General features: G+C 72.0%; 10 protein-coding genes. 8 read left to right on the top strand and 2 right to left on the bottom strand.

Annotation, left to right across the window (positions count from 1 at the left end; translation table 11 throughout):
* Positions 1 to 109: 109 nt before the first annotated feature.
* The 5 genes from yajC (at position 110) to ACVCAH_RS28915 (ending at position 7,138) form a co-directional block, all read left to right on the top strand.
* Positions 110 to 451, top strand: coding sequence for a preprotein translocase subunit YajC (gene yajC, locus ACVCAH_RS28935; RefSeq protein ID WP_447139390.1), 342 nt, complete (start codon positions 110 to 112; stop codon positions 449 to 451).
* Positions 452 to 695: 244 nt separating this feature from the next.
* Positions 696 to 2,603: a protein translocase subunit SecD gene (gene secD / locus ACVCAH_RS28930; protein ID WP_447139389.1), complete on the top strand. Its 1,908-nt coding sequence runs from the start codon at positions 696 to 698 to the stop codon at positions 2,601 to 2,603.
* A 1-nt stretch (position 2,604) separates the two neighbouring features.
* A complete protein-coding gene (gene secF, locus ACVCAH_RS28925) occupies positions 2,605 to 3,792 on the top strand; it encodes a protein translocase subunit SecF (protein ID WP_447139388.1) in 1,188 nt (395 codons plus the stop codon).
* Between the two features lie 101 nt (positions 3,793 to 3,893).
* A complete protein-coding gene (locus ACVCAH_RS28920) occupies positions 3,894 to 4,460 on the top strand; it encodes an adenine phosphoribosyltransferase (RefSeq protein WP_447139387.1) in 567 nt (188 codons plus the stop codon).
* Between the two features lie 170 nt (positions 4,461 to 4,630).
* Positions 4,631 to 7,138 carry a RelA/SpoT family protein gene (locus tag ACVCAH_RS28915; protein ID WP_447139386.1) on the top strand — a complete coding sequence of 836 codons (2,508 nt, stop codon included), beginning with the start codon at positions 4,631 to 4,633 and terminating at the stop codon, positions 7,136 to 7,138.
* 186 nt (positions 7,139 to 7,324) lie between these two features.
* Here ACVCAH_RS28915 and ACVCAH_RS28910 read toward each other — a convergent pair whose 3' ends face one another.
* Both ACVCAH_RS28910 and ACVCAH_RS28905 read right to left on the bottom strand, forming a co-directional pair.
* Positions 7,325 to 8,161 (bottom strand): peptidylprolyl isomerase, encoded by an 837-nt coding sequence (locus tag ACVCAH_RS28910; protein ID WP_447139385.1) that lies wholly within the window; start codon positions 8,159 to 8,161, stop codon positions 7,325 to 7,327.
* Positions 8,162 to 8,221: 60 nt separating this feature from the next.
* Positions 8,222 to 9,118, bottom strand: coding sequence for a peptidylprolyl isomerase (locus tag ACVCAH_RS28905; protein WP_447139384.1), 897 nt, complete (start codon positions 9,116 to 9,118; stop codon positions 8,222 to 8,224).
* A gap of 258 nt (positions 9,119 to 9,376) precedes the next feature.
* On the opposite strand from ACVCAH_RS28905, the gene ACVCAH_RS28900 reads away from it, so the two are divergent.
* The 3 genes from ACVCAH_RS28900 (at position 9,377) to ACVCAH_RS28890 (ending at position 12,495) form a co-directional block, all read left to right on the top strand.
* A complete protein-coding gene (locus ACVCAH_RS28900; RefSeq protein WP_447139383.1) occupies positions 9,377 to 10,096 on the top strand; it encodes an MBL fold metallo-hydrolase in 720 nt (239 codons plus the stop codon).
* A gap of 68 nt (positions 10,097 to 10,164) precedes the next feature.
* A complete protein-coding gene (gene hisS, locus ACVCAH_RS28895; RefSeq protein WP_447139382.1) occupies positions 10,165 to 11,490 on the top strand; it encodes a histidine--tRNA ligase in 1,326 nt (441 codons plus the stop codon).
* A gap of 69 nt (positions 11,491 to 11,559) precedes the next feature.
* Positions 11,560 to 12,495 (top strand): acyl-ACP desaturase, encoded by a 936-nt coding sequence (locus tag ACVCAH_RS28890; RefSeq protein WP_447139381.1) that lies wholly within the window; start codon positions 11,560 to 11,562, stop codon positions 12,493 to 12,495.
* The last annotated feature ends 263 nt before the right edge of the window (positions 12,496 to 12,758 follow it).

Below are 12,758 nucleotides of genomic sequence, written 5' to 3'. Positions count from 1 at the left end.
TCCCAGGTGCAGGGATTAGACTCGCCGCGGTCTGTACAGGACGTGAGAATCCGCCTCCGCTCCGGCGCCCCTCGTGCCGAGCCGGAGGCCAATGGGAAGGTCTGTAACCGTGCTTTATGCAGCATCGGGCGGCGGAGGTGCCGGCGGTCTCACGCCGATCCTGATGATCGTCCTGCTCTTCGGCGTCATGTACTTCATGATGATCCGCCCTCAGCAGAAGCGCCGCCGCGAGGCGGAGGCGATGCAGCGTGCCCTCGCCCCGGGCGACGAGGTGGTCACCATCGGCGGGCTCTACGGCACGGTCACCGGCGTGGACGACGACACCGTCCTGCTGGAGGTCGCCCCCGGCGTGCAGACCCGGTACGCCCGTCCGGCGATCGCCCGGGTGGTCACCCAGGCGGAGCGCCCCGCCGAGGAGGCCGTCGAGGAAGCGGACGCCGTCAAGGAGTGATCCCTCCACCCCGTCCGGGGTGGGGCCGTCGCGCGCCTGTCGGCGCGGCGGCGGACGTGACGTGAAAACTGGATAGTCGGGTCGACGCCGGGCTTCGGCACGTACCCGCGACCGGCCGGCGCCGCCGGCCGCCGCGGCGCCGTGCCGGCCCGGTGCCACCCCCTCAGGCCCGTCGGCCGGAATCCCGGCCCGACACCCGCCGCCGCAGCACGGCGGCGCGACCGTACAGGGAGACAGGACAGCCGTGGCACCACCTCAGGGACAGATGCGCCCCGGACGGCAGTTGGCCGTGCTCGGGCTCATCTTCGTCGTCCTCTACCTTCTGGTGTTCTTCTCGGGCGGCGCCAGCGGCGGCTTGAAGGACCGGCTCGAGCCCCGGCTCGGCCTGGACCTGGTCGGCGGCACCCGGCTGACGCTGGAGGCGACCAACACCGTCGACGGCCGGGCCCCGACGGCGGAGAACCTGGAGGAGGCCCGCCAGATCATCGAGAGCCGGGTCAACGCGTTCGGCGTGGCCGAGGCCGAGGTGGTCACCGAGGGCAACCGCAACATCGTGATCTCCCTGCCCGGTGAGAACCGGGACCTGACCGAGGTCGGCAGCGCGGCCGAGCTGCGCTTCCGCAAGGTGCTCAAGGCCGCCGACGGCAGTGGCGCGGTCGCCGCCCCGGCGGCCACCCCGACGCCGTCGGGCACCGCCAGCCCGGCGCCGTCCGGCAGTGCCACGCCGACGCCGTCGGCCAGCGCGCCGAAGGCCACCGCCTCGCCGAGCGCCGGTGGCCAGGGCGGCTCCGCCCCGGCGCCGAGCGCGACCCCGACCCCGTCGGCGTCCGCCTCGCCGGGTGCCGCCACGCCGTCGCCGAGCGCCAGCGCCCCGCCGGTGTCGCAGAGCGTCGAGGAGCAGCGCAAGGCCGTCGAGCAGAAGGTCGGCGCCGCCGCCTGGGCCGCCGCCAGCGGCCTGCAGGGCCCGGCCGACCTGACCGCCGACCCGTCGCTGGCCGACAAGCTCAAGCCGTTCGGTTCGCTCAGCCCGCGCGAGGTCGCGGTGCTGCCGGCGCAGATGCAGTTCAACGTGCCGACGATCAGCTGCGCCCAGCTCGACGACCGGCCGCCGGCGTCGATCTCCGACCCGAACCAGCAGGTCGTGGCCTGTGAGGACGGCGCCGCGAAGTACCTGCTCGACGTGGCGAAGGTGCTCGGCACCGACGTCAGCGACGCCAACGCGGTGCTCGACCAGACCAGCGCCTGGGTGGTCAGCCTCGACTTCACCGGCGAGGGCCAGGAGAAGTGGACCAACCTGACCCGCGAGGCGTTCAACAACGAGGGCCAGGCCTGCGACGCGACCGCGCTGGGCCAGGACGGCAAGTGCCGGGTCGCCGTGGTGCTGGACAACGAGATCGTCTCCTCGCCGGAGATCCAGGGCGTGCTGACCGGAAACTCCCAGATCACCGGCAACTTCAACCAGAAGGACTCCAGCGAGCTGGCCGGCCAGCTGCGCTACGGCGCGCTGCCGGTGACCTTCGAGGCGCAGGAGCAGCAGAACGTCACCGCCACCCTGGGCGCCAGCCACCTGCGGGCCGGTCTGCTCGCGGCGGGCATCGGCATGCTGCTGGTCATCATCTACTCGTTCTTCTACTACCGGCTGCTCGGCTCGGTGATCTTCCTGAGCCTGATCCTCTCGGCGCTGCTGGTCTTCGGCGCGCTGGTGGTGCTCGGCCGGCAGATCGGCTTCACCCTCACCCTCGCCGGCATCGCCGGCATGATCGTCTCGCTCGGTGTGGCGGCGGACTCGTTCGTCATCTACTTCGAGCGGCTCAAGGACGAGATCCGGGAGGGGCGCAGCCCGCGCAGCGCGGTGCCGCGGGCCTGGATCCGGGCTCGGCGGACGATCATCTCGGCGAACGCGATCACGCTGATGTCGGCGGTGGTGCTCTACATCGTCTCGGTCGGCACGGTGAAGGGCTTCGCCTTCGCCCTCGGCCTGGCCACCGTGCTCGACCTGGTCGTGGTCTTCCTCTTCCGGCACCCGATCATGACCATGTTCGCCCGGACCCGGGCGTTCCTGTCCCCGCGGGTCAGTGGTCTCGGCCGGGCGCTCCCTGCCCGGACCACCGAGCAGGCCAAGCCCCGCAACCCGCGCGTCAAGGAGGCCTGAGATGGCTGGAAGTGGTCTCGCGAGCCGCCTCTACCGCGGTGAGGCCGGGCTCAACGTCATCGGCCGGCGCAAGCTGTGGTTCACGGTCGCCGGCACGCTGATCCTGATCGCCGTGCTCAGCGTCGCGCTGCGCGGCTTCAGCCTCGGCATCGAGTTCGCCGGCGGCAACTCGTTCCAGATCCCGGCCAGCGTGGGCACGCTGGAACGGACCGAGGAGCAGGTCGACGAGGCGCTCGCCACGGTGGGCGACGGCGCCGAGGTGGTCACCGCGCAAAAGGTCGGCGGCACCGGTGGCGACTTCTACGAGATGCGCACCACCCAGCTCAGCGCCGAGCAGGCCAACGAGGTCAAGACCGAGATCGCCCGCGAGTTCGGCATCGACCCGGCCCAGATCAGCGGCAACCAGGTCAGCGAGGCGTGGGGCAGCCAGGTCACCGAACGGGCTCTGCTCGGTCTGTTGATCTTCATCGCGGTCGTGATGGTCTACCTGATCCTGCGCTTCGAGTGGCGGATGGCGGTCGCGGCGGTCGCCTCGCTGGTGATGAACCTGATCCTCACCGCCGGCATCTACTCGCTGGTCGGCTTCGAGGTCACCCCGTCGACGATCATCGGGTTCCTCACCATCCTCGGCTTCGCGCTCTACGACGTGGTGGTGGTGTTCGACAAGGTCCAGGAGAACACCCGGGGCATCACCGCCAGCAACAACCAGACGTACGGCGAGGCGGCCAACCTGGCGATCAACCAGAGCCTGATGCGGTCGCTGAACACCTCGGTGGTCGCCCTGCTGCCGGTCGGTGGTCTGCTCTTCATCGGTGCCGGCCTGCTCGGCGCGGGCACCCTGAAGGACCTCGGCCTGGTGCTCTTCGTCGGTATGGCGGTGGCCTTCCTGACCTCGATCCTGCTGGCCACCCCGCTGCTGGTGCTGCTGAAGAACTACGACCCGCGGATCCAGGCGCACACCAAGCGGGTGCTGGCCCGCCGGGGCGCCATCGAGCGGGGCGAGATCGCCCCGAAGGGCACCCCGCGGACGGGCGCGGAGGCCCCCGCGGAGGTCGACCCGGAGGCGGCCGCGCTGGCCGGCGCCGCGCCCAAGGTGGGCGCCCGGCCGACCGGCAAGCGGTCCGGCGGCGCCCGGGGCGGGCGGCCGGCCGGTGGCGGCGGCAACCGACCGGGTGGCAAGCGGCGCTGACCGCACCGGGGACACCCGGTAGGAGACGACCAGACGGCGTCCTTCATGCTGTGCGAGCAGCACGAAGGACGCCGTCGTCGTGGAAGGGACACAGAACTGCCGTGACGGAGACCCACAGCACCGGGGTACGGGGGGACAGCGGTCCGGAGACCGCCCGGCTGGTCGCCAGCCGGGTGCTGGACGTGCCGGACTTCCCCAAGCCCGGCGTCGTGTTCAAGGACCTGATGCCGCTGTTCGCCGACGGCGAGGCGTTCCGCGAGGTGATCGACGGGATCATCGCGTACCACGGGCGTGACACGTTCGACGCGGTGGTCGGCATGGAGGCGCGCGGGTTCGTGCTCGCCGCCGCCATCGCGTACGCCACCGGGGTCGGCGTGGTGCCGGTCCGCAAGGCCGGGAAGTTGCCCCGTGCCGTCCACTCGGCCTCCTACGCCCTGGAGTACGGCGAGGCCACCCTCGAGGTGCACCAGGACGCGTTCACCGCCGGGCACCGGGTGCTGGTGGTCGACGACGTACTGGCCACCGGGGGGACCGCGCAGGCGACCCTGGACCTGGTGGAGCGGGCCGGGGGCACGGTGGCCGGGTTCACCGTGCTGCTGGAGTTGGGCTTCCTCGGTGGCCGGGAGCGGCTCGCCCCCCGTCCGGTCCATGCCCTGCTGACCGTTTGAGCCGGCCAGCCGTCGGGCGGACCCGGCGCGGTCCGTCCGGCGGAGCGGCGGGGCACCGTGCGTGCGGGTAGCATTGCCCTTTGCTGACCGGGCGGTGACCGTCCGGGCGGCGCGAGACCAGGCCGGCCGGCGCACGGTCGGTGTCCATCCGGCGAGCGGTGAGGAGGCCGGTGTCCCACGATGTCGTCCCTCCGGTGGAGGGCACGGTGCACCCGACAGGCGACGCGGACGGCTCGGTGACCGACCGGCACGGTGACGCTTCGGCCCGGGTGACGGGCTCTGGCAACGGCTCCGGCCCTGCCGAGGGCGTACGCTCCGGCGCGGCCCGGACCGAGAGCGCCCGGTCGGGGGCGGACGCGGTCGTGGTCCCGTTCCCGACCGACGCCGGCGAGCCCATGCCGAGCGCCGGGTTCGCGCTCTCCACCGCGCCCACCGGCCGCCGGGTGCGGGCCCGGCTGGCCCGGTTCAACGCGCCCTGGCAGACCTCGCAGGTCAGCGAGGTGCTGGAGCCGCTGATCTCCACCCACCGGGAGAACCACCCGAAGGCCGACGCGCGGCTGCTGCAGCGCGCCTTCGACACCGCGGCGCGGTGGCACTCCGGGCAGTACCGCAAGTCGGGCGATCCGTACATCACCCACCCCCTCGCGGTGGCGACCATCCTGGCCAACCTCGGGATGGACACCACCACGCTGGTCGCGGCGCTGCTGCACGACACCATCGAGGACACCGAGTACACCCTGGACCAGATGCGGGCCGACTTCGGCGGCGAGGTCGCGCTGCTGGTCGACGGTGTCACCAAGCTCGACAAGGTCAAGCTGGGCGACGCGGCCAAGGCCGAGACGATCCGCAAGATGGTCGTGGCGATGGCCAAGGACCCGCGGGTGCTGGTGATCAAGCTGGCCGACCGGCTGCACAACATGCGCACCCTGACCTTCCTGCCCCGCCCCAAGCAGGAGCAGAAGGCCAAGGAGACGCTGGAGATCCTCGCCCCGCTGGCCCACCGGCTGGGTATGAACACGATCAAGTGGGAGCTGGAGGACCTCGCCTTCGGCACGCTCTTCCCCAAGCGGTACGAGGAGATCAACCGCCTGATCGGGGAGCACCAGCCGCAGCGCGAGGCGCTGCTGCGCCAGGTCACCCAGAAGGTGCAGACCGACCTCAAGGCCGCCAAGATCAAGGCGGAGACCACCGGCCGGCCGAAGCACCTCTACTCGATCTACCAGAAGATGATCGTCCGGGGGCGCGACTTCAACGACATCTACGACCTGGTCGGGGTGCGGATCCTGGTCGACACGGTGCGGGACTGCTACGCGGCGCTGGGCGTGATCCACGCGAACTGGCAGCCGGTGCCGGGCCGGTTCAAGGACTACATCGCGATGCCCAAGTTCAACATGTACCAGTCGCTGCACACGACGGTCATCGGGCCCACCGGCAAGCCGGTGGAGATGCAGATCCGCACGTACGCGATGCACCGCACCGCCGAGTTCGGCATCGCCGCGCACTGGAAGTACAAGGAGCACAAGGGCACCCAGATCGTCGGCCCGCCGGCGCACATCGACGAGATGACCTGGCTGCGCCAGCTGCTGGACTGGCAGCGGGAGGCGGCCGACCCGAGCGAGTTCCTCGACGCCCTGCGCTTCGACCTGTCCAGCCAGGAGGTGTACGTCTTCACCCCGAAGGGTGACGTCATCCCGCTGCCGACCGGCTCGACGCCGGTGGACTTCGCGTACGCGGTGCACACCGAGGTGGGGCACAAGTGCATCGGGGCGCGGGTCAACGGCAAGCTGGTGCCGCTGGAGTCGACGCTCTCCAACGGCGACGTGATCGAGATCTTCACCTCGAAGTCCGACACCGCCGGCCCGACGCAGGACTGGCTGGGCTTCGTCAAGAGTCCCCGGGCGCGGACGAAGATCCGTCAGTACTTCAACAAGGAGCGGCGCGAGGAGGCGATCGAGGCCGGCAAGGACGCGATCGTCAAGGCGATGCGCAAGCAGGGCATGCCGTTGCAGCGGATGCTCACCCCGGACGCGCTGATGTCGATCGCCCGGGACCTGCACCTCGCCGACGTCGCCTCGCTCTACGCCGCGGTCGGCGACAGCCAGGTCTCCGCCCAGTCGGTGGTGCAGAAGCTGATGGCCGCGTACGGCGGCGAGGAGGGCGCGGCGGAGGACATCGCCGAGACCGCCGTCGCCACCCGGCCGCCGCGCAGCCGGCAGAGCAGCGCCGATCCGGGCGTGGTGGTCCGCGGGGTCAGCGACGTCTGGATCAAGCTGGCGCGGTGCTGCACGCCGGTCCCGCCGGACTCGGTCTTCGGCTTCGTCACCCGCTCCGGCGGGGTGAGCGTGCACCGCGACGACTGCGCCAACGCCGAGGACCTGCGGGCGCAGAGCGAGCGGGTGGTCGAGGTGAGCTGGAAGCTGACCTCCGCCTCGACGTTCCTGGTCGCCATCCAGGTCGAGGCGCTGGACCGGCACAAGCTGCTCGCCGACGTCACCCGGGTGCTCTCTGACGAGCGGGTCAACATCCTCTCCGCCACCGTCACCACCACCCGGGACCGGGTCGCGGTGAGCCGGTTCAGCTTCGAGATGGCCGACCCGAAGCACCTCGGGCACCTGCTGGCCGCGGTCCGCAAGGTCGACGGCGTCTTCGACGCCTACCGCGTAACCTCCGGCGCCTGACCCCCCCTCCCCCCACCACCCCATGTTGATCATGAGGTTGGCGGCAGTGGTGGAGATCGACATCGCCGCTAACCTCATGATCAACGGCGTGGGTGGGGGCGGGAGCGGGGGAGTAGGGGAGTCGGGCGGATGGGGAAGCGCCCGCCGGCGGGGCCGGCGGGCGCTTCTTCGTGCGGGTGGGCGGGGTCAGCCCTGGGGGGCGCTCATGGTGAGCTTCTTGATGGTGATCTCCTTCTTCGGGTGACCACCGCCGGCCTGCTGGGCGAACGCCTTGTCGTCGCCGGCCGCCGCGACCTGCTTGACGATGTCCATGCCACCGGTGATGGTGCCGAGGACGGTGTAGTTCGGGTCCAGCGGCGAGTCGCCGTAGACGATGAAGAACTGGCTGCCCGTGCTGCCCGGCTGGCCGGAGTTGGCCATCGCGATCACGCCCTCCGGGTACGGGGGCCGCTTGTCGGTGGGCAGGTTCTCCTCGGTGAGCCGGAAGCTCGGGCCGCCGGTGCCGTCGGTCTCCCGCCAGCCCTTGCCGGTGGCGCTCGGGTCACCGCACTGGAGCACCTTGATGCCCTCGGTCACCAGCCGGTGGCACTTGCTGTTGTCGAAGAAGTTCTTCTCGGCCAGGTGGGTGAAGCTGCCCGCCGTGCAGGGCACCGCGGCCCGGTCGACCTTGGCGGTGATCGGACCCAGGTTGGTGTCGATCGTCATGGTCTGCACGCCGGTATTCGACTGCTGCGCCGCCGGCAGCCCGACGTCCTTGATCTGCTTGGTCCGCTGGTCGGCCGGGACCTCCGTGAAGGCGCACTGCGCGAAGCCGGCCTCCGGCGCCGCGGTGTCGGTCTTGTCGTCGTCACCCAGGCTGGCGGCGAGCCAGACCGTCCCGGCGACCACGAGCAGCAGGGCTGCCGCGGCCCCCACGATCGCCTGCGTCTGCCGGCGCTTGCGGGCCTTCGCCGCGCGCTCGGCCATCTCCTTCTCGAGCCGGGCGCGGGCCGCCGCGCGCTGCCGCTCTCTGGTGGACGTCACGCCTGGATCCTCCTGGACTATGTCGGGCGCGGCCGGTGCCGCTGAGTGTGTGGTGCCGGGTCAGCCGGCGCTCGGGCTGGCCGACGGAGCGCCGGTCGCCGCGGGCGTCGCCGTCGGCGCCGAGGTGGCCTGCGCCACCGGCTCGCCGACGGTGAGGTTCTGGATCACCACGTCGGTCTTCGGCTTGACCTTGGCTCCGCTCCCATTGTCCACGGTCTCCAGGGCACCGATCTTCTCCACCACGTCGATCCCGCCGGTGATCCGGCCGATGATCGGGAACTTCGGGTCGGTGGTCTGGTAGTCCTTGAAGAAGATCAGGAACTGGCTGCCGTTGGCGCCCGGCGGGTTCGCGATCATCGCGACCGTGCCCTTCGGGTACGCCGGGGGCTGGCCCGGCGCCGGGCTGGCCGACGGGGAGGCCGACGGAACGGTCGGCACGTTCTCGTCGTAGAACGAGTAGGTCGGCCCGCCCAGACCGGTGCCGCTGGGGTCGCCGCAGCGCAGCGCGCCCTCGGCGGTGATCTCGTGGCACTTGGTGTTGTCGTAGAACGACCGGCTCGCCAGGTGGGCGATGCTGGCCGCGGCACAGGGCGCGGTGGCGAGGTCGAGCTCGGCCGTGATCGGCGCGCCCTGGTTGGTGGTGACGGTCAGCGCCCGGACGCCGGAGGTGGGCAGGCCGGTGGTGGCCGGGGTGCCCACGTCCTTGAGGTTGGTGTTGGCCGTGGCGTCCTGCGGGGTCCAGAGGCAGACCTCCTCGGCGGCGGTGTTCTGCTTCCCGTCGTCGTCGAAGGCGCCCAACGCCCAGGCCGAGCCGGCCACGATCAGCAGGAGGACGACGGCGGCGCCCACCCCGGCCTGGATCTGCCGGCGGCGCCGGGCCCGCGCGGCCCGCCGGGCCAACTGACGGTCGAGCTTGGCCCGCGCCAGTTTGCGCTGCCGGTCCCTGCTGGAAGCCACCCGTGCTCCCCTTCCTCTGCCCTGGTCGTCACGGCGCCTCGGGCGGCCCGCGCCCGGTCGGGCGGCACGTGCGCCGCGCCACACGCCCGCCAGAGTGTACGGCTACCGACTGGGAAAGTGGTGTACGAGGTCCGGGCTGCGCTGATCGGAGCGCGTCACTGTGCCGTACGGGGCCGGCGGGACGGATGCGCAGAACCGGGTCGCGCCGCCAGTTAGGCTGCTGACAGGGGATGTACAGCTCGACGGAAGGGGAGCGCCGTGCTCGTGGCCGGCTTTCCCGCGGACGCCTTCGGCACCAACTGCTACGTGGTCGCCACCGCGCCCGGGGAACAGTGCGTGGTGGTCGACCCCGGCATCGGGGTGCTCGACCGGCTCGACGCGCTGCTCGCCGAGCACCGCCTGCACCCGGCCGCCGTGCTGCTCACCCACGGCCACCTCGACCACACCTTCTCGGTGGCGCCGGTGCGCGGCGCGCGCGGCATCACCGCGTACCTGCACCCGGACGACCGGGAGATGCTCGCCGACCCGGCCAAGGGGCTGTCGGCCGACCTCACCGCGCTCTTCGGCGGGCGGCTGCCCTACAGCGAGCCGGAGGACGTCGCGGAGCTGACCGACGGGCTCACCCTGAACCTCGCCGGGCTGGAGATCACCGTCGACCACGCCCCGGGCCATACCGGCGGGTCGGTGCTGTTCCGGTTGCCGGGCGCCGGCTCGCCGTGGGAGGCGGAGCAGATCTGCCTCTCCGGCGACGTGCTGTTCGCCGGCTCCATCGGGCGCACCGACCTGCCGGGCGGCGACCTGCCGGCGATGCTCGCCAGCCTGCGGAGCAAGATCCTCCCGCTGGCCGACGACACCGTCGTGCTGCCCGGCCACGGCCCCACGACCACCATCGGCCGCGAGCGCGCGACCAACCCGTACCTCCTCGAGGTGGCGGACGGCGACGGCGCGCGACCGGCCGCTCCCAGCCGAGGCTGGTGACCCCCGCCCGCGTCGCACGCGGGCCCACGACCTGACCGCGGTCCGCGCGGACCGCCAAGGAGTACGCCATGAGCAAGCCCACGCCCATCTCCGGCTTCCCGGAGTGGACGCCGCCGCAGCGGATGATCGAGCAGTACGTGCTGGACCGGATCCGCGGCACCTTCGAGCTGTACGGGTTCGCCCCGCTGGAGACCCGCGCGGTGGAGCCGCTGGACCAGTTGCTGCGCAAGGGGGAGACCTCCAAGGAGGTCTACCTGATCCGCCGGTTGCAGGCCGACGCCGACCCGACCGGCGACGACTCGCTCGGCCTGCACTTCGACCTGACCGTGCCGTTCGCCCGGTACGTGCTGGAGAACGCCGGCAAGCTGCAGTTCCCGTTCCGCCGCTACCAGATCCAGAAGGTGTGGCGGGGCGAGCGGCCGCAGGAGGGGCGCTACCGGGAGTTCCTCCAGGCCGACATCGACATCGTCGACCGGGACACCCTCGCGGCGCACCACGAGGCGGAGATGCCGCTGGTCGTCGGCGATGCGCTGCGCTCGCTGCCGATCCCGCCGGTGAAGATCCAGGTCAACAACCGCAAGGTGTGCGAGGGCTTCTACCGGGGGATCGGGCTCACCGACCCGGAGGCGGCGCTGCGCGCGGTGGACAAGCTCGACAAGATCGGCCCGAACCGGGTCGCCGAGCTGCTGGCCGAGACGGCCGGGGCGAGCGAGGCGCAGGCCAAGGCGGTCCTGGCGCTGGCCGAGATCTCCGCGCCGGACGCCTCCTTCGCCGACGCGGTGCGCGCCCTCGGGGTGACCGACCCGCTGCTCGACGAGGGGATCGAGGAGCTGGTCCGGGTGGTGGAGACCGCCGCCGAGCACGCCCCCGGCCTCTGCGTGGCCGACCTGCGGATCGCCCGCGGCCTGGACTACTACACCGGCACCGTCTACGAGACCCAGTTGGTCGGCTACGAGCGGTTCGGCTCGATCTGCTCCGGCGGCCGGTACGACAACCTGGCCAGCGCCGGCGCGGTCCGGTTCCCCGGGGTGGGCATCTCGATCGGGGTGACCCGGCTGCTCGGCCTGCTCTTCGGCGCGGGCGCGCTGTCGGTGTCGCGGGACGTGCCGACCTGCGTGCTGGTCGCGGTGACCAGCGAGGAGCAGCGCGGGGTCAGCAACCGGGTGGCCGAGGCGCTGCGGTCCCGGGGCGTCCCGACCGAGGTGTCGCCGAGCGCGGCGAAGTTCGGCAAGCAGATCCGCTACGCCGAGCGGCGGGGTATCCCGTACGTCTGGTTCCCCGGGGCCGACGGGGCGGCCGACGAGGTGAAGGACATCCGCTCCGGCGAGCAGGCGCCCGCCGCGGCGGGCACGTGGACGCCGCCCCCGGCGGACCTCAAACCGCTGGTCGGCTGAGACACCACTGGCGCGTCCGGCCGCAGGGACCTACGGTAGCGTAAGTTACGCCACCGTAGGGAGATCCTTGTGACCGCACTGAGCCAGACCGCCCTGCTCGTCGAGCTGGAGCCGGTGGTCGAGCGCAACCTCGACCGGCACCTCTCGATGGCGAAGGAGTGGTTCCCGCACGAGTACGTGCCGTGGAGCGAGGGGCGCACCTTCGACGGCCCGCTGGGCGGCGAGGCGTGGTCCGAGGCCGACTCGACCGTCCCCGAGGTGGCCCGGACCGCGCTGATCGTCAACCTGCTCACCGAGGACAACCTGCCCTCGTACCACCACGAGATCGCCACCCTCTTCGGCCGCGACGGTGCCTGGGGCACCTGGGTGCACCGGTGGACGGCCGAGGAGGGGCGGCACGGCACGGCCATCCGGGACTACCTGACGGTGACCCGGGCGGTCGACCCGGTCGCGCTGGAGCGGGCCCGGATGACGCACATGTCGGCGGGCTACGTCAACGTGCACGACGACGAGGTGCTGCACTCGCTGGCGTACGTGTCGTTCCAGGAGCTGGCCACCCGGATCTCACACCGCAACACCGGCCGGGTCACCGGCGACCCGGCCTGCGAGGCGCTGCTGGCCCGGGTCGCCGCCGACGAGAACCTGCACATGGTCTTCTACCGCAACCTGCTGGCCGCCGCCTTCGAGCTGGCGCCCAGCCAGGCGATGCGGGCGGTCGCGGACGTGGTGGCCGACTTCCAGATGCCCGGTGTCGGGATCGAGGGCTTCGCCCGCAAGTCGGTGGCGATCGCCCTCGCCGGCATCTACGACCTGCGCCAGCACCGCGACGAGGTGCTGGCGCCGGTGCTGCGGCAGTGGGACGTCTGGAACACCACCGGCCTGGACGCCGACGGCGAGGCGGCCCGCGAGCAGCTTGCCCGCCAGCTCGACGACCTGGAGCGGGCCGCCGCCCGGTTCGAGGAGAAGCGCGACGCCCGCCGGGCCCGGCTCGCCGCCACCCGCTGACCGTCCCACCCCGCCGCCCGCCCCGGCACTCCGGACGCGGCCGTCGCTGGCTCTCTCGACGACGACCGCGCCCGAAGCGGCCCTTGCCCCCGCTTCCTCTCGGCGATCTTGCGCTTCGCGCCCCGGCGAAACGCGCATTCCGCGCGGATCGGCGGCCGGAACGGCAAGATCGATGGGACCGGGTGGGGGTCAGACACCCCAGGAGCTGAGGTGTCAAGCAGCAGTGGGTAGGGCGGTGCGGTGTGACCAGGCGGTGGCCTGGT

This window comes from Micromonospora sp. LZ34 (assembly GCF_052981855.1).
This window is presented reverse-complemented; position numbering and strand designations above follow the sequence as displayed.